Genomic DNA, 15,320 nt, shown 5'->3' with positions numbered 1-15,320 from the left:
GGAGAGGGGGCGGGCGGCACCTGCGCGGACAGGGCGTCGAGGGCGTTGAGCGTCTTCATGTGCGCGGGTTCGCATACACCAACGCGCCGGTGGATGCAGCGCCCGTGGCCGGGTAGAACCCGGTCGTGATGCGTCTCAAGCCCTCTTGTGTCCTGCTCCCGTCGCTCCTGCTGCTCGGCAGCGCCTGCATCGTGGAGGCGCCCGGCGGCGCGAGCGCGCAGGAGCGGCGCGCGGCCACCGTCACCCAGGTGCCCCCCCTGTCCGTGAAGAGCGGCGCCAACCTGGGCGGCAAGGTGGAGCTGGTGGGGGCCACGGTGGAGCCCGGCCGGCTGACGCCCGGAGACCAGGCGAAGGTGGCGCTCTACTTCAAGGTGCTCCAGCCCATGGACGACGACTACCTCATCTTCGTCCACGTGGAGGACGCGGACGGCCGCGCCGAGCGCATCAACGTGGACCACAAGCCCGCGGGCGGCATGCTGCCCACGTCGCAGTGGAAGCCCGGTGAGACGGTGAAGGACGAGTTCCCCATCTACGTGCCGCCCGGCTCGACGGCCCGCGCGCTGAACATCTGGCTGGGGTTCTGGGAGCCGCGCACGGACTCCCGGCTGCGCATCCTCAACCCGAACGCCGTGCGCAACGACGGCAAGGACCGCATCCTGCTGGGCCAGGTGCCCGTGGCGCGTTGAGTCGCGGTTGAGCGGGCACCTGGGCGCTGCTGGCTACTGGCAGTTCGGGGGCCCCATGCAGGAGTAGGTCGCGGTGAAGCCGGCCCTCATCGTGGTGGCGTTGACGCGGGTGCAGGTGCCCTGCGTCGTGACGACGTTGCAGAGCCCCCGTGGACACGCCTGTTCGGCGAGGACCAACGCGTTTTCCTCCGCCAGGGACCATGCGGCCGGGCAGTTGAAGCCGGAGGCATAGCCCTGGGATGTGCGCTGCGTGCTCTCGCAGGTACACGGCGTCGTCGTCGGACAGTAGGTCCTGCTCCCGTTGCACTCCACCCAGCCGCCGTTGTCCGCGCCGGAGGCACAGATGCCGCTCGCGGAGGCGCAGGTGATGGACGTGCCATCCGCACACTGCTGGCTCACCTGACAGGAGAGCTCCGCTTCGCTGCTGCCCAGTTCCAGGGACTCCTCGTGCGCGTCGCCCAGGTTGCAGGCGGACAGGACCAGGGCTGTGACTGCCGCCAGGACGCTTCGTTGCCAGTGCCTACCGGTTTGCATTTGCATGCCGGAGACACTAGGGCCGTGAAGCAAAGCCCCTCCATCGTGGAGAACCGCAGTTCCCACGCCGAGGAGGGGGTTCCACGCGCTGACTTCAGAGGGAAAACGCCGGAGCGGCCGTGTAAGCCGAGTTCTGTTCCCACCCCTTTCGGGATGGGCGGTGAACATTCGTCTAGGGCCCTGGTTGCCCAGGGGCCTCATCAGCGAGCAACCCGAACGCATGGGACGGGCCATCCCTGTCCTCCGTACGGCGAGGACGCGCTCCTATTGGCTCTTGCTCCAGGTGGGGTTTACCGAGCCGTCCGAGTCACCCCGGACGCGGTGCGCTCTTACCGCACCGTTTCACCCTTACCCGCCCCTTGCGGAACGGGCGGTCTGTTTTCTGTGGCACTTTCCTGCGAGTCGCCTCGACTGGCCGTTAGCCAGCACCCTGCCCTCTGGAGCTCGGACTTTCCTCCCGCCACCCATGACTGCGGTGACCGGCGTTCACCCGGGCCGCTCCGGCACCTTGCGCTTACAACAGCCGGGCAGGGGCGGTCCACTCCAGGGCGTCCACCGGGCTCAGGAACGTCCGCTTCCGCGCGCGCAGGCGGCGGCCCGCTCGAGGAGCAGCGCGCGTTCCCGCGCGTTCCCCGTGAGAGCGGCGGCCTGCTCGAACTCCGCGCGGGCCTCGTCGAGCCGGCCCAGCTTGCCGAGCAGGTCTCCGCGGACGCTGGGCAGCAGGTGGTAGCCCTGGAGTGACGGCTCCGAGGTCAGCGCGTCCACGAGGGCCAGCCCCGCCTCCGGGCCGAACGCCATGGAATGGGCGACCGCCCGGTTGAGCTCCACGACAGGGGAGGGGACGGCCTGGGCCAGGGTGTCGTAGAGCGCTGCGATGCGTGCCCAGTCCGTGGCCTCGGCCGTGCGCGCGCGGGCGTGGCAGGCGGCGATGGCGGCCTGGAGCGCATAGGGGCCCTGGGCGCCTCCCAGCGCCTCGGCGCGTTCGAGCGCCGCGAGGCCCCGGCGGATGAGGAGCTGATCCCAGAGGGCCCGGTTCTGTTCCAACAGGAGGACGGGCTCGCCCTTCGGCCCGACGCGCGCTCGTGAGCGGGACGACTGAATCTCCATCAAGGCGACGAGGCCATGGACCTCCGGCTCCTTCGGCGCGAGCCCCGCCAGGATTCGGCCCAGGCGCAGGGCATCCTCGCAGAGCGCGGGGCGCATCCAGTCATCGCCGGCCGTCGCCGCGTAGCCTTCATTGAAGACGAGGTAGATGACCTCGAGAACGGTCGACAGGCGGGCGGCCAGTTCCTCGCCTTCGGGGACTTCGAAAGGGACGTGTGCCTCCGCGAGCGTGCGCTTGGCCCGGACGATGCGCTGGGCCACGGTGGGGATGGGGACGAGGAAGGCGCGGGCAATCTCCTCGGTCGTCAGGCCTCCGAGCAGCCGCAGCGTGAGCGCCACCCGTGTCTCCTTGGAGAGCACCGGGTGGCAGGAGACGAACATCAATCGCAACAGGTCATCGCCCACGACGTCGTCGAGCGCGGCGTCCAGGTCTGGAGCGGCCGAGCCTTGCAGCGACTCCAGTTCGTGACCGAGTTCCTCGTGCTTGCGCTCGAGGAGCTTGCCCCTGCGCAGTTCGTCGATGGCGCGGCGCTTGGCGGTGGCCATGAGCCACGCGCCCGGGTTGTCCGGGACGCCCGTCGCAGGCCACTTCTCGAGCGCGACGACGAGCGCGTCCTGGGCGAGTTCCTCCGCGCGGCCCACGTCGCGCACCATCCGCGCGAGGCTGGCGATGAGGCGGGCGGACTCGATTCTCCAGACTGCTTGAATGGCCCGCTGTGTCTCGGTGGAAGCCGTCACGTGCGCAACTCAATCATCGTTCGCTCGCGGCACAAGGGGCGTGCTCGCCCGGCATTTTCTTTTTGAAAGTGCGGCGTGTACCCGTCGGCGGGCCATGCGGCGGCTTGGACACCCAGCGGGTCGCCGGTCCGTGCCGAACTCGCGGCATGGTTGGAGGCGGGCTTCACGCTGCGTACAGGGAAGACGCGGGTGATGCACCGGGGTAGAGCACCGAGGGCCTTCCTGACTTCCGCGCGCATCTGCTGGGGCGCATCGCCTGGGTTGCGCACCTGTATCCAGTCCGAGGCCCGAAACCGCGCGCCACCTTCGACCAGATTGCGTGGGACTGACGCCCACGCCTTTCGACTACCCGACGGGCCAGTAGAGCTTTTTCAGGGGGACCAGCGCCCGCGTCTCTGCGTCGAGGTTCTCGTACTGCTCGACCAGAAGCTCACGAAGGTCGGAGAGCGTGAGAAGTCGGAGCGGAACCGAGGAGCGGTCTGCTTCATAACGCGCATCCTTGGTGAATCCGCCAGTGCTGACGTAGAGGCAGCGGTCGCCCTGTTTGCGGCCCCCGAGAAACGCACGAATCGACTGGGAGTTCATGGACTCGCCTACGCGGTGCTTCACCTCACAAAAGATGCGGGGTTCCTGGAGGCCCAGCCCGTCAGGCGAAGCGAAGATGTCGACACCTCGGTCCGCGCCAGGTGCGGCGACGCGCGTGCGGTAGCCCATGGCGCGGAGGATGCCCGCGACGAGTTCCTGCATCTCGCTCCAGTTGAGCCTTGCGATACGGTCCTCGATGAACTGTTCGGCCCTTTCGAACTGCTCCTCCCGGAGCACCGCTTCCGTGCCCTCGTCGCTGTCCACGGCAGGGGCCGGCGTGGGTGGCAGGGACGCTACGGGGCGTTCCAACTCCACGGCTTGCGCCCAGAGTTCCGCGGTGGCTTCCGCGCTGGGCCGAAACAATGTGGCGATGGAGCCGAGACCGTTGCGAGTCGCCGCGCTCAACTGGTTTCGCAGGACGTGGTGCGTCCAGCGAACGCGGCGGATGAGCGGAGGCGGCCCGGCGCGGTTTTCGACGCCCGATTCGATGCGCCCCAGGAGATAGATGCGCTCGTTCGGGTCGTAGGTCACTGCGCTGTCGCCTTGCTCGACATCGCGCATGAACCGGCGGACCTGTGCCGCCCAGACTCTTCGGGTGCCTTCCTTGTCCTCCGGATATGCCTTGGCGAACCGGGCTTCAAGCTCGTCTGTGCTCATGTCCGGCGCGAGCGGGCCGACTTTTTCCCATCCGATGCCGACGTGTCCCTCCGTCTTGAATGCATCGAAGAACGCGGCATCGCGGCCCGCACGGATGAACCACAGGCGCTTGTTGGCAGTCACCGATTCCCCCTGACGTCCGTCCCTGGAATGACTACAGCCGCTCGTCGATGGCGCGGTTGCTCATCTCATCCGCCTCGGCGTTCTGCGCGCGGGGGATGTGATGAAGCTTCACCTTGGTGAAGCCCTTGATCAGCTTCCGCGCCTCTTCATACAGCGGCTTGAGCGTCGGGCTCTTCACCTGGTAGCGCCCGCCGAGCTGCCGAATCAGCAGTTCGCTGTCCGCGAAGACCTCCACCTCGCGCGCGCCCAGCGACTGCGCATGCTTCAGGCCCAGCAGCAGGCCCATGTACTCCGCGCAGTTGTTCGTCTGATGCCCCAGGAACCGCCCGAGCCGGGCCACCACGTTGCCCGCGGGGTCCATCAGCACCGCGCCCGCGCCCGCGGGCCCTGGATTGCCCCGCGCCGCGCCATCTGAATAGACGCGCAGCCGCGGATGCGATTCGGATGGGGGCGCCGCATCCACCGGCGGGCTCATGGCCCCAACCGGCACCTGCGTGCCCGGAGCCGACGCAGCGGTGACTGGCGGAGGCCCGCCGAGCCGCTGTGCGGCATCCTCAATGAGCTGCCCGAGGTGTTCCCGGGTGAGGCCTCGGAACGCACGTACCGTCCCTTGCAACGGCTCCTCACGCGCGATGTGGCGGAGGATGTCGATGATGGACGGCGCGGGCATGTCCACGAAGCCGTGCCGCTACTTCGACGCCGCTGGGGTTTCCTGCAGCGCTTCCACCGCGTAGATGATGCGGTTGCACGAAGGGCAGATATCCGTGCCCAGCCCGGTGCGAAGCTGGTTGTAGAGCTGCGGGGGCACGTTCATGTTGCAGCCCTGGCAGGTACCGGCGACGACGCCGACCATGGCGGGCAGCTTCTTCTTGCGCACCACTTCGTAGCGGCGCAGCAGGGTGGCATCCACGCTCGAGGCCACTTCGGCACGACGACCTTCCAGCCCCTTCACCTGCGACTCGGCCTCGCCCAGCTTGCCGCGCAGCTCCGTCATCCGGCCGGACAGGCCCTGCTGCTTCGTCGCGTAGTCGGCCTCCTTGCTCTTGATGGCCTCGCGAGCGCCGCCGAGCTGCTTCGTCAGCTCCGTCAGCTCCTCCGCCATCGTCAGATTGGCCTTCTTGGCGATGTCGATTTCACGGGCCAGGGCGGAGTACTCGCGGGTGGAGCGCTGCTCGCTGAGCCGCGTCTCCCACTTCTTCACCTTGTCCTTCTCGTCCGTGATGTTCTGCTCGAGCTGGGCCTTCTGCTTCTCCATGTCGGAGACGCGTGCCCGTTCCGCCTCGATGGCGCTGCGGGCCACACCCAGTTCCCGCTCCAACTCGGCAATCTGACGGGGGTGAACGTCCGCGGCCTTCCGGAGCGAGGCGACCTCGAGGTCCACGTTCTGCAGCTCCGCCAGCGCTTTCAATTTCTCCCGCAAAGTTGCTGCCTCCCACAGGGCCGCACCGTGTACGGCAACGGCCTCGTTCTTGTACCAACAGGGTTAATGAGGGTCCAACGTCCAAATGGGTCACGAGTCATCCCTCGTGGCCCTGACTGCCATGCTGCATTTGAAACAGCTTCACGCACCCGTTAGACCGGAGCGCGTGCTTCGTCCAACCTTCGTCATCGTTCTCTGCGCGCTCACTCCTGCCTGCAAGGAGTCCGCGTCCCCGCCGCCCGCCACCACGACTTCGCCCGCCATCACGCCCGCCGCCGCGAACACGAAGTGGGGCGTCATCGAGGGGCGCGTTCGTCTTGCCGGCACGCCCCCCGCCCCCGCCCGCCAGCCCACCATTGGCACCGTCGTCTCCGTGTGTGGCGAGGAGACGGAGGAGCGCACGCTCGTGGTGGGAAGTGAGGGCGCGTTGGCCCACACCGTGGTTTCCCTGAGAGATGGCCACGCGCTGCCCGCGGCCGCGCGCGCCGCGCCGGAGCCCGTGCTGGACCAGAAGCAGTGTGTCTATGACCCGCCCGTGCTGGCCGCTCGCGCCGGGAGCACCCTGGTCATCCGCAACTCGGACCCCCTGGTCCACAACGTTCGCGCCGCCTCCGGAACGAACCGCGCCTTCTTCAACGTGGCCATGCCGCTGGAGGGCATGACGGTGAAGCGGCAGCTGCCCGCCGAGCCCGGCGAGGTCCCCATCCACTGCGACATCCATCCATGGATGCGCGCGCGCGTGCGCACCTTCAACCATGGGTACTTCGCGACCAGCGGCGCGGACGGGCGCTTCCAACTGGAGGTCCCCGAGGGCACCCACACCCTGGTCCTCTGGCACGAGCGGCTTCCAGAACAAGCCCGCACCGTCACGGTTCGCGCCGGCGAGCGCGTCCAGGTGGACGCGGAGTGGCCGGTGGCCGACCTGAAGTAGCCCGCCAGTCCGTACCCTTGAAGGATTCCGGCGCCCGACGTCTAAAAGGTTGAGAAGCCGCGAATCGATTGGCGTTTCCGTTCCGACAGAAAAATTGTTATGCGGGCGGCAGAAGCCACGACCGAGAAGAGGGGGCCGAGTCATGCAGCAGCAGCCAAAGAAGCAAGCACTCCCGAGCAACGGCATGCGCGGCCTGGAGGCGCCCCGTAAGGCGGCGGTTCGGCCCATCGGCATGCAGGAGATGGGGCCGACCCTGTACGAGCAGCTCCGCCGCGCGCTGGTGGAGCTGACGCCCGCCTCGTCCAACTGAAGCCAGGCCGTCCGGGCGTGAGCGCCACGGCCTGAACAGCGAAGGGGCTCCCGGCTTGCGCCGTGGAGCCCCTCGTTGTTTGCGAGCCTAGATTTCGTCCTCTTCGCTATCGCCTCCCGCCGCCTCGTCGTCGTCGAAGGAGTCCAGCTCCTCCTCCTCGTCTTCGCCGCGACCGGTGGGTTCCTCCGGTTCAATAGGCTCAATGACCTTCGGGGCAGCGGCGAGACGGCCACGCCTTCCCTCGGGCTGGGGCTTGAGCGCCGGGCTTTCCCGCTGATCCGCCCCACACTTCGGGCAGATCGGGTCCGGCTTCTTCATGTCGTAGAACTTCGTCTGGCACTTGAAGCAGACGTGTTTTGTTCCGAGGTCCTTCGCCGGCATTCGCCACCTTGTGTCAAAGGCGAGTGAAGACAGGGGGGAGGGCGGCTCAATAGTTGGGCCGCAAGACAGAGTCAACCTGTGGTTTGCGCCGGAGATTTCTAGCGGTAGCATCCCGCCCGCGTTTTCCCCCGGAAGCTGGACGCCCCTCTTGAACTTTACCTGCGACAATTGCCAGAAGCGGTATTCCATTGCGGACGAAAAGGTCCGCGGCAAGACGGTCAAGGTCCGCTGCAAGAACTGCCAGAACGTCATCACCGTCGAAGGGCCCGCCGAGGAAGAGAACACCCGCGTGGTGTCTCTCGCGGACGTGGAGCGCATCCGCGCCCAGGAGCGTTCCCTGGCGGAGCCCGAAGCGAGCGCCGCCCCGGCGGCCGTCATCAGCGCGCCCATCGCGGCCGCTCCGGTGGCGAAGGCGCCCGCGGCCGCGCTGCAGACGCCCTGGGACGATGAGCCCACGCGCGCCGCGCCCATGAAGGCCACGGGTTCGCCCTGGTTCGTCATGGTGCGCAACAAGCAGGAGGGCCCGCTGGACGAGGGCGCCCTCCGCGAGCTGGTGGCCACCAACACCGTGAATGGCCGCAGCTTCTTCTGGCAGCAGGGCATGGCGGACTGGAAGCGCGGTTCGGACATCCCCGAGCTGGCCGGCCTCTTCGAGCCGCCGCCCGCCGCCGAGCCGCCACCTCCGCCGCCCGCCATCGCCGCGCCGCCTCCACCGGAGCCTGCACGCCCCTCGCGCGGCGCGCCCGTGCGCCGGGAGCCGGAACCGCAGGCCTTCATCCCAGAGCCGGAGCCAGAGCCGCGGCAGGCCGAGTCCGAGCAGCCCTGGCCGGACGAGGAAGACGAAGCGCCGGACAACACGTATTACGGCGACCCCTTGCCGCGCGCGCAGCCGCAGCCGCAGCCGCAGGCCCAGGTGACCCGCCGCGCGCAGCAGCCGCAGCCCCAGGCCACCAACGCCGCGCCGCTGGACGACGCGCTGTTCTCCGACCTGGACCTGCCGGGCAACCGCAACGGCGGTGACGGCGAGGAGCCCCAGGACGACGGCGGCGTGCCGTACCCTGATGATCCGCGGGCCGCGCTGGGCGGCGGCGAGGATGACGACGAAGGCAAGGCCGTGGAGGACACGCGCCACTTCGCCAAGAAGTCGGGTGTCACGCGCCGCAACCCCGCCTGGAAGTACGCCGTCTTCGCGTTGCTGCTGCTCATCGTCCCGCTGGGCCTGGCGTATGTCCTGTCGGAGACGCTGGGCGTGGTGCCGCTGCGCGTGCAGACGGTGGACGCCAGCGGCAACGCGGTGGAGCAGCCCGTCTTCTCGTCGGAAGGCGTGGGCGCGCTGCGCGACAAGCTGATGGGCCGTGGGTCGCCGCCCGCGTCCCCCAAGCCGCCCGCCGATGGCAAGCGCCCGGTTCCTCCCTCGGAGGGCAAGCGCCCGGCCGCCGCGCCCGCTGACACCGGCGCGGTTGCGGACCCGGAGGCCGCCGCGGCGCCGTCCAAGGGGGCGCTGGAGGCCGTCTACGTGGACTCGGACAAGAAGGACGTGGACCCGACGGTGCGCAGCGGCGAGGAAGTGGCCGCCGCGGACACCGAGGAAGTCGGCGGCCCGTCCGATGAAGAGGTGGAGCGCGTGCTGGCGAAGACGCAGCCCGCCTTCCGTGACTGCGTGGAGGCCGAGCTGCGGAAGAACCCGTCCTTCAAGGGCGGCAAGGTGACGCTGACGGCCACCGTGGGCAGCTCGGGCACGGTGAAGGCGGCCACGTTCGACCGCAAGGACCTGAACCGCAACAGCCCTGTGGGCACCTGCATCCGTGACCGCGCGAAGGGGATGGTCTTCTCCGCCTTCGCTGGCGAGGACGTGGACCTGGAGATTCCGCTGGTCCTCTCCAAGTCGATGTAGCGGCCTAGAGGTCGAAGCTCCCGGCCGGCGGCGGCTTCTTGCCGCGCGTCGCCTTCTCGCGGGCCCTGCGCACCTCTTCGCGCAGGGCCTCGGTGGCCTCAGGGTCCACTTCCAGGGTGTCGAGGTCGAGCACGTCTCCCTCGCGGATGCCCGCGGGCAGTTCGCTCAGGGGGCGCGTCAGCTCGCGGCCCTCCACCACCAGCACGGCGATGTCGTCTTCGATTCGGTCCAGCGTGGCCCGGGTTTTCATGGGCGTGGCTCCTCAGGGGTTGCAGTCCCGGGCAGGCCGCCGTCCACGCGAGGCCTCTTCCCGGCTGGAGAAGGTCACCAGGTTCGATGACTTGATCTTCACGACGTTGCGGCAGGTGGGCCTGTGGAACACGTCGCTGCGGACGCTGCCGACGTAGGTCCCCACCTTCACGGCGCCTGAGTCGGAGGCCTCGCTTCGCGCGCGCGAGCCCGCGCGCGAGGGGGGCGCCCCTTCGTCTGGCGGGTCGTCGAGGCTCAGGGTGTACATCTTCCCCGTGGGCTGCTTGCTCGCGCCGTCACGCGTGCCGGAGCGGCCCGTGGCGCGCCGGGAGTCTCCGGCGAGCGCGGCGACCCGGGGCATGGGCGTGCCCAGGCCCGGGTAGCTGTAGCGCGTGTCCTCCGGGACGCCCGCCGACAGGCGCTGCGGCGTGACGACGAGCGTCTTCCCGTCGCTCACCACCTGCACCTCGCCGTGAAGGTCGGTGCGGAACACCTGCGCGCCGGTGGCCTCCAACTGCTCGAGCATGGCCGGCGCGGGGGCGCCAATCAGGTTGCCTTCACCCGCGGAGATGACGGCGGCGCGAGGCCCCACGGCCGACAGGAAGGCGGCGGTGGTGGGCCCTTCGGTGCCGTGCGCGGCCACCTTGAGCAGCGTGGCCTGCATGGGGGCGTTGCGCGCCAGCAGGTGGTCCACCGTCCGGGCATGCGCGTCCGCCATGAAGAGCACCGCGGTGTCCCCATAAGTGAGCCGGAGGATGACGGAGTTGGCCTCCAGCGCGGCCTCGGGCACGTCGAGCAGCGGCTCGGTGGGCGCGCGGGGCCACAGCACCGTGAGGGACACGCCGGCGCCTAGGGGCAGCCGCTGGAGCGCGTTGGGCGTGGCGGGGGAGGGGGACGGGGAGATGAACTCCACGCCCTGGCTGGCCACAGCGCCGAGCAGCGCGTCATAGGCCTTGGGCGTGGCGCCCAGCTGCGGCTCCAGCAGTTGCCTGGCGCCCACGCGCTTCAGCACCGGCTCCAGCGCGCCATGGTGGTCCGAGTGCGGGTGGGTGAGCACCACCAGGTCCAGCCGCTGCGTGAGCAGCTCGGGCAGCCGGTTGACCAGGTGCTCCGCCGCGGAAGCGGGGCCCGTGTCCACCAGCGCGGTGTACCCGTCCGGCGACACGATGAGCGCGGCGTCGCCCTGGCCCACGTCGAAGAAGTAGACGTGGAGCTTCCCGTCCGGGGTGCCACCGAAGTAGCGCCGAGGGGGCTCCGCCGGTCGCGTGGCTACCGGCTGCGGGGGCGGTGGCGGCGATTCCTTGCAGGCGGCCAGGGCCAGCAGGACGGCGAGGAGGACGCGCGGGCGGAAGCTCATGGATGGCAGTCCTCGGCAGGGCGGCGCTCGCGCATGGCTTCGGCGCGGCTCGAATAGGCGGTGCGGTCTGACTTGGAGCGCTTCAGGGTCCGGCAGCTCTCTTCATGAAATACCTTGCTGCCCTTGAGGCTGAAGTATCGGGGCGCGTCCGTGCCGCGTTGCGTGGAGTCGGCGCCGGGGGCCTCCGCCGGGGCGGACGCGGCGCCGCGCCCACGGGGCGTGCTGGTCCGGCGCGTTCCCCGGGTGATGGGCCCGAGCGCGACCGAGCCGGGCTTCACGCCTCCGGGGACCAGCTCCGACGCCCCGCCGCGCTTCTCCGCGCGCAGGGAGACGACGTTGCCGTCGCTGGTCGCCACCACCTCGCCGTCCTGGTCGGTGCGGAACACGGCGGCCTTCACCGCGCGCAGCCGCTCCAGCACCGCGGAGGTGGGGTGGCCATAGTCGTTCTTCGCGCCCACGGAGATGACGGCGGCTTGGGGCTTCACCGCGGCCAGGAAGGCCGCGGTGGACGAGTGCCGGCCGCCGTGGTGGGCCACCTTCAGCACGGTGGAGGTGAGGTCGATGGGCTTGCGCAGCAGCGTGGCCTCGGTGTCCGGCTCGGCGTCACCAGTGAAGAGGAACGCCGTCTTGCCGTAGGTCAGCTTGGCGACGATGGAGTTGGAGTTCGGGTCCGAGCGGGTGCCCGTGAGGAAGGGGTCCTCCGGCACGCGAGGCCACAGCACGGTGAGCGCCGCGCCATCCCCCAGGCCAATGGTGACCAGGGAGCGCGGGTCCTGGGGGTTGGGAACGGGCGTCATCACCTGGCCCACTTCGTCGCCCACGACGTTGAGCAGGTCGCGGTACGCCTCGCTCGGGTGGTCGAACCCCGGGTCCATGAAGCGCCGGGCCCCCACCGAGCGCAGCGCGGTGGACATGCCTCCCAGGTGGTCCAGGTGGGGGTGCGTGAGGATGGCGAGGTCCAGCGGCCCCTTCACCAACTCCCGCAGTCGCTGCTCCAGGCGGTGCCGCGCGTCGGGCGGGCCGCTGTCGATGAGCACCGTCTTGCCGGTGGGGGAGATGATGAGCGCGGCGTCCCCCTGTCCCACGTCGAAGAAATGCACCGTGAGCGGCTGGCCCTCCGATGGGGCCAGGGCCTGGCTCGGAACCGAGGCGAGGAGAAGGACGAGGAGTGCGAGCCACCGGACAAAGGACATCACGAGGCGGACTCTACCGCTCCGTCCCCCCCCTGGCACCCAGGGGCGCCGATGATGCGCGCTTCTCCCGCGAGCGCTTCCCGAGGGCCAGGAAGTGGGCTAAGGGGCCGGGCATGTCCGACTCCGAAGACCTCTTCCATTTCGTCGAGGACATTGCCAACCAGGCGCGCCGCCGGCTCGAGGCGTGGAAGGAGGGGCAGACGCCCGGGGCCCGTGCTCCCGCGTCGGGCCCGTCCACCGCCCGGGTGGCCATGGAGACGGTGCGCTCCCACGCGGACCTGGCGCCGTACATCGACCACACGCTGCTCAAGCCCGAGGCTCGCGCCGAGGACGTGGTGAAGTTGGCCGAGGAGGCCCGCCAGTACGGCTTCGCCACCGTCTGCGTGAACAGCACGCACGTGGCCACCGCCGCGCGGGTGCTGGCCGGCACGTCCACGGTGCCCATCGCCGTGGTGGGCTTCCCGCTGGGCGCCTCGCTGCCGTCCGCCAAGGCCTTCGAGGCCCGGGAGTCCATCCGCGCCGGGGCGCGGGAAATCGACATGGTGCTGAACGTCGGCGCGCTCAAGGCGCACGACTACGCGCTGGTGCATCAGGACATCGCCGCCGTCGTGGAGGCCAGCCGGCCCGTGCCGGTGAAGGTCATCCTGGAGACGGCCTTGCTGACGGACGAGGAGAAGGTCATCGCCTGCTCGCTCTCCAAGGCGGCGGGCGCCGCCTTCGTGAAGACGTCCACGGGCTTCGGTCCGGGCGGGGCCACCGAGGCGGACGTGGCGCTGATGCGCCGGGTGGTGGGCGACACGGTGGGCGTGAAGGCGTCGGGCGGCATCCGCTCCGCCGAGGACGCGATGAAGATGCTGCGCGCGGGGGCCAACCGCCTGGGCGCGTCCGCGTCGGTGGCCATCGTGTCCGGGCAGACCTCCTCCGCGAAGTACTGACCGGGGCGGACACCGTGAACGCGAAACAGCGAGACGAGCTCAAGGCGCTGCTGCTCGCGCTCCACTCGGAGCTGACGGAGAAGACGCCGTCGAGAATCGAGCCCAACCGCACCGATGACGCGCGCATCGGCGGCGACGAGGACGAGCAGCCGCTCAATGAGATGATGCAGGCCATCGCCTCCAACCGGAACCGGAACATGGACGGCGTGCTGGCCCGCGTGCTCAAGGCGCTGGGCAAGCTGCGCGACGACCCAGACGCGTTCGGTGAGTGCGAGGAGTGCGGCGACGAGATTCCGCTCGGGCGGCTGCGCGCCATGCCCTACGCGGAGTTCTGCGTGACGTGCCAGGGCAACAAGGACGGCCCCAAGGGCCGCGCCACCCGCAGCAAGCTGACCGACTATACCTGAACAACCGGCGTGCGAGCCTGTGTGCCGCGCGCGCCCCCAACGGCTACACGAGGCTTCGAGGGCTATGGACACCACCGGACTGAAGGAGCGGGCGGAGGCGTGGCGTCAGGCGGATCCGGACCCGTCCACCGCGGCGGAGCTGGCCGCGTTGCTGGCGAAGGCGGACTGGGCCGAGTTGGAGGACCGCTTCTCGCAGGACCTGGAGTTCGGCACCGCGGGCCTGCGCGGCGTGCTGGGCGCCGGTCCCAACCGGATGAACCGCGCCGTCATCCGCCGCACCACCGCGGGCCTGGCGCGCTACCTCAAGCAGCAGGTGCCGGACGTCGCCACCCGGGGCGTGGTGGTAGGCCGTGACGCGCGCAACCTGAGCGCGGAGCTGGCCGAGGACACCGCCGCGGTGCTGGCCGCCGAGGGCATCCCCGCCCATGTCTTCCCGGAGCCGGTGCCCACGCCGCTGGTGGCCTTCGCCGCGCTGCACCTCAACGCCGCCGCGGCCGTCATGGTGACGGCCAGCCACAACCCGCCCGAGTACAACGGCTACAAGGTCTATTGGGGCAACGGCGCGCAGATCATCCCGCCGCATGACACGGGCATCGCCTCCGCCATCGCCCGGGTGGAGCCCGCCAACCGCGTGCCGCTGCTGACGCCGGCCGACGCGCGCGCCAAGGGCCTGTGGCGGGATTTGCCCGCGGCCATCGGCGACGCCTATCTGCGCGCCATCCTCGGGCTTCGCGTGGTGGGCAAGGGCTCCGAGTCGCTGTCCATCGTGTACACCGCCATGCACGGCGTGGGCGGCGACTGGGCCGTGCGCGCCCTGCGCGAGGCGGGCTTCCCGCGCGTCACCCCCGTGGCCGAGCAGCAGCAGCCGGATGGCCGCTTCCCCACTGTGCGCTTCCCCAACCCGGAGGAGCCGGGCGCCATGGACCTGGCCACCGCCACCGCCGAGCGCGTGAAGGCGGACGTGGTGCTGGCCAATGACCCGGACGCGGACCGGCTGGCCGTCATGGCGCGCGACGCGGACGGGGCGCTGCGGCTGCTGACGGGCAACGAGGTGGGCGTGCTGCTGGGCCACTACGTCCTCACCCAGGGGTCGAAGCAGGGCAAGCCCCACGTCGTCACCACCATCGTCTCCTCGGCGCAGTTGGGAGACATCGCGCGTTCGCTGGGGGCCGCGTGTGACGAGGTGCTCACCGGCTTCAAGTGGATCGCCAACCGCGCGCTGGAGCGCCAGCAGGCCGAGGGCACCCGCTTCGTCTTCGGTTACGAGGAGGCGCTGGGCTACACCGTGGGCACGGTGACGCGGGACAAGGACGGCGTGGGCTCGGCGCTCGTCATGGCGGACCTGGCGGCGTGGTGCCAGGCGCGCGGCACCACGGTGCTGGGCTACCTGGAGGAGATTCAGCGCGCGCATGGCCTGTACGTGGGCGCGCAGCGCAACTTCACGTTCCCCGGCGCGGCGGGCGCGCAGGTCATCCGCGGCATCATGGACGCGTTCCGTGCCTCGCCTCCGAAGGACATCGGCGGTGACGCCGTCCGCGCGGTGAGCGACTACAAGAAGGGCGAGCGGGGCCTGCCTCCGTCCAACGTCGTCGCGCTCGAGTTGGAGGGCGGCGGCCGCGTCACGCTGCGCCCCTCCGGCACCGAGCCGAAAATCAAATACTACTTCGAGCTGAAGGAGACGCTCGCCGGCGGTGAGCCCCTGGCTCAGGCCCGTGCGCGCGCCGAGTCCCGGCTGGCCCGCTTCATCGATGCTTTCCTCGGCCTCGCGCGTGAGCGCGGGCAGCCGGCGTGAGTCTAGAGACGCAGCACCGCACCC

The 15,320-nt window shown here is 70.1% G+C and carries 16 protein-coding genes and 1 other RNA gene; 7 read left to right on the top strand and 10 right to left on the bottom strand.

Annotated elements, in window-relative coordinates:
- Positions 1 to 128: 128 nt before the first annotated feature.
- Complete coding sequence (locus HNV26_RS12915; RefSeq protein WP_171445472.1) at positions 129 to 686, top strand: hypothetical protein; 558 nt, start codon at positions 129 to 131, stop codon at positions 684 to 686.
- A 33-nt stretch (positions 687 to 719) separates the two neighbouring features.
- On the opposite strand, the gene HNV26_RS12910 is transcribed toward HNV26_RS12915, so the two are convergent.
- From HNV26_RS12910 to HNV26_RS12885, 6 genes are all read right to left on the bottom strand, one after another.
- Positions 720 to 1,226 carry a hypothetical protein gene (locus tag HNV26_RS12910; RefSeq protein ID WP_171445468.1) on the bottom strand — a complete coding sequence of 169 codons (507 nt, stop codon included), beginning with the start codon at positions 1,224 to 1,226 and terminating at the stop codon, positions 720 to 722.
- A 100-nt stretch (positions 1,227 to 1,326) separates the two neighbouring features.
- Positions 1,327 to 1,722, bottom strand: an RNA gene (rnpB, locus tag HNV26_RS12905) — RNase P RNA component class A.
- Between the two features lie 59 nt (positions 1,723 to 1,781).
- Positions 1,782 to 3,062, bottom strand: a complete 1,281-nt coding sequence (locus HNV26_RS12900) for an RNA polymerase sigma factor (RefSeq protein ID WP_171445469.1) — start codon at positions 3,060 to 3,062, stop codon at positions 1,782 to 1,784.
- Between the two features lie 345 nt (positions 3,063 to 3,407).
- Positions 3,408 to 4,427, bottom strand: coding sequence for a restriction endonuclease (locus HNV26_RS12895; RefSeq protein WP_171445470.1), 1,020 nt, complete (start codon positions 4,425 to 4,427; stop codon positions 3,408 to 3,410).
- 31 nt (positions 4,428 to 4,458) lie between these two features.
- Positions 4,459 to 5,097 carry a ribonuclease HI family protein gene (locus tag HNV26_RS12890; RefSeq protein WP_171445471.1) on the bottom strand — a complete coding sequence of 213 codons (639 nt, stop codon included), beginning with the start codon at positions 5,095 to 5,097 and terminating at the stop codon, positions 4,459 to 4,461.
- Positions 5,098 to 5,115: 18 nt separating this feature from the next.
- On the bottom strand, positions 5,116 to 5,847 hold the full coding sequence (locus HNV26_RS12885; RefSeq protein WP_141593675.1) for a zinc ribbon domain-containing protein: 732 nt from the start codon (positions 5,845 to 5,847) through the stop codon (positions 5,116 to 5,118).
- A gap of 106 nt (positions 5,848 to 5,953) precedes the next feature.
- Between HNV26_RS12885 and HNV26_RS12880 the strand changes: the two genes are divergently transcribed.
- Positions 5,954 to 6,778, top strand: a complete 825-nt coding sequence (locus HNV26_RS12880; RefSeq protein ID WP_171452800.1) for a cupredoxin domain-containing protein — start codon at positions 5,954 to 5,956, stop codon at positions 6,776 to 6,778.
- Positions 6,779 to 6,920: 142 nt separating this feature from the next.
- A complete protein-coding gene (locus tag HNV26_RS12875; RefSeq protein ID WP_171442132.1) occupies positions 6,921 to 7,088 on the top strand; it encodes a hypothetical protein in 168 nt (55 codons plus the stop codon).
- Positions 7,089 to 7,175: 87 nt separating this feature from the next.
- Here HNV26_RS12875 and HNV26_RS12870 read toward each other — a convergent pair whose 3' ends face one another.
- Entirely contained in the window at positions 7,176 to 7,469 is a 294-nt protein-coding gene (locus HNV26_RS12870) for a TIGR02300 family protein (RefSeq protein ID WP_171442131.1), read from the bottom strand.
- Positions 7,470 to 7,617: 148 nt separating this feature from the next.
- Between HNV26_RS12870 and HNV26_RS12865 the strand changes: the two genes are divergently transcribed.
- On the top strand, positions 7,618 to 9,363 hold the full coding sequence (locus HNV26_RS12865; RefSeq protein WP_171442130.1) for an AgmX/PglI C-terminal domain-containing protein: 1,746 nt from the start codon (positions 7,618 to 7,620) through the stop codon (positions 9,361 to 9,363).
- Between the two features lie 4 nt (positions 9,364 to 9,367).
- Here HNV26_RS12865 and HNV26_RS12860 read toward each other — a convergent pair whose 3' ends face one another.
- The 3 genes from HNV26_RS12860 to HNV26_RS12850 are packed head-to-tail and all read right to left on the bottom strand — an operon-like array spanning position 9,368 to position 12,162.
- Positions 9,368 to 9,613 carry a DUF3006 domain-containing protein gene (locus HNV26_RS12860; protein ID WP_171442129.1) on the bottom strand — a complete coding sequence of 82 codons (246 nt, stop codon included), beginning with the start codon at positions 9,611 to 9,613 and terminating at the stop codon, positions 9,368 to 9,370.
- 12 nt (positions 9,614 to 9,625) lie between these two features.
- Positions 9,626 to 10,969 carry a ComEC/Rec2 family competence protein gene (locus HNV26_RS12855; RefSeq protein WP_171442128.1) on the bottom strand — a complete coding sequence of 448 codons (1,344 nt, stop codon included), beginning with the start codon at positions 10,967 to 10,969 and terminating at the stop codon, positions 9,626 to 9,628.
- Positions 10,966 to 12,162, bottom strand: a complete 1,197-nt coding sequence (locus tag HNV26_RS12850; protein ID WP_171442137.1) for a ComEC/Rec2 family competence protein — start codon at positions 12,160 to 12,162, stop codon at positions 10,966 to 10,968. Before HNV26_RS12850 ends, HNV26_RS12855 begins: the two co-directional genes overlap by 4 nt.
- A gap of 113 nt (positions 12,163 to 12,275) precedes the next feature.
- On the opposite strand from HNV26_RS12850, the gene deoC reads away from it, so the two are divergent.
- The 3 genes from deoC (at position 12,276) to HNV26_RS12835 (ending at position 15,296) form a co-directional block, all read left to right on the top strand.
- Positions 12,276 to 13,097, top strand: a complete 822-nt coding sequence (deoC, locus tag HNV26_RS12845) for a deoxyribose-phosphate aldolase (protein ID WP_171442127.1) — start codon at positions 12,276 to 12,278, stop codon at positions 13,095 to 13,097.
- A gap of 14 nt (positions 13,098 to 13,111) precedes the next feature.
- Positions 13,112 to 13,504 (top strand): TraR/DksA family transcriptional regulator, encoded by a 393-nt coding sequence (locus HNV26_RS12840; RefSeq protein ID WP_090490279.1) that lies wholly within the window; start codon positions 13,112 to 13,114, stop codon positions 13,502 to 13,504.
- 64 nt (positions 13,505 to 13,568) lie between these two features.
- On the top strand, positions 13,569 to 15,296 hold the full coding sequence (locus HNV26_RS12835; protein ID WP_171442126.1) for a phospho-sugar mutase: 1,728 nt from the start codon (positions 13,569 to 13,571) through the stop codon (positions 15,294 to 15,296).
- The last annotated feature ends 24 nt before the right edge of the window (positions 15,297 to 15,320 follow it).

This window comes from Myxococcus xanthus, assembly GCF_013116825.1.
Classification (GTDB): domain Bacteria; phylum Myxococcota; class Myxococcia; order Myxococcales; family Myxococcaceae; genus Myxococcus; species Myxococcus xanthus_B.
The sequence above is the reverse complement of the archived record's forward strand: the minus strand, read 5'-3'. Positions and strand labels throughout refer to the sequence as shown.

What these genes read in the sequence shown, in the direction of transcription:
- HNV26_RS12835 (WP_171442126.1), top strand. Translation starts at nt 13,569, where the DNA reads ATGGACACCACCGGACTGAAGGAGCGGGCGGAGGCGTGGCGTCAGGCG.
- HNV26_RS12855 (WP_171442128.1), bottom strand. Translation starts at nt 10,969, where the DNA reads ATGAGCTTCCGCCCGCGCGTCCTCCTCGCCGTCCTGCTGGCCCTGGCC.
- HNV26_RS12910 (WP_171445468.1), bottom strand. Translation starts at nt 1,226, where the DNA reads ATGCAAATGCAAACCGGTAGGCACTGGCAACGAAGCGTCCTGGCGGCA.
- deoC (WP_171442127.1), top strand. Translation starts at nt 12,276, where the DNA reads ATGTCCGACTCCGAAGACCTCTTCCATTTCGTCGAGGACATTGCCAAC.
- HNV26_RS12915 (WP_171445472.1), top strand. Translation starts at nt 129, where the DNA reads ATGCGTCTCAAGCCCTCTTGTGTCCTGCTCCCGTCGCTCCTGCTGCTC.
- HNV26_RS12850 (WP_171442137.1), bottom strand. Translation starts at nt 12,162, where the DNA reads ATGTCCTTTGTCCGGTGGCTCGCACTCCTCGTCCTTCTCCTCGCCTCG.
- HNV26_RS12870 (WP_171442131.1), bottom strand. Translation starts at nt 7,469, where the DNA reads ATGCCGGCGAAGGACCTCGGAACAAAACACGTCTGCTTCAAGTGCCAG.
- HNV26_RS12860 (WP_171442129.1), bottom strand. Translation starts at nt 9,613, where the DNA reads ATGAAAACCCGGGCCACGCTGGACCGAATCGAAGACGACATCGCCGTG.
- HNV26_RS12875 (WP_171442132.1), top strand. Translation starts at nt 6,921, where the DNA reads ATGCAGCAGCAGCCAAAGAAGCAAGCACTCCCGAGCAACGGCATGCGC.
- HNV26_RS12890 (WP_171445471.1), bottom strand. Translation starts at nt 5,097, where the DNA reads ATGCCCGCGCCGTCCATCATCGACATCCTCCGCCACATCGCGCGTGAG.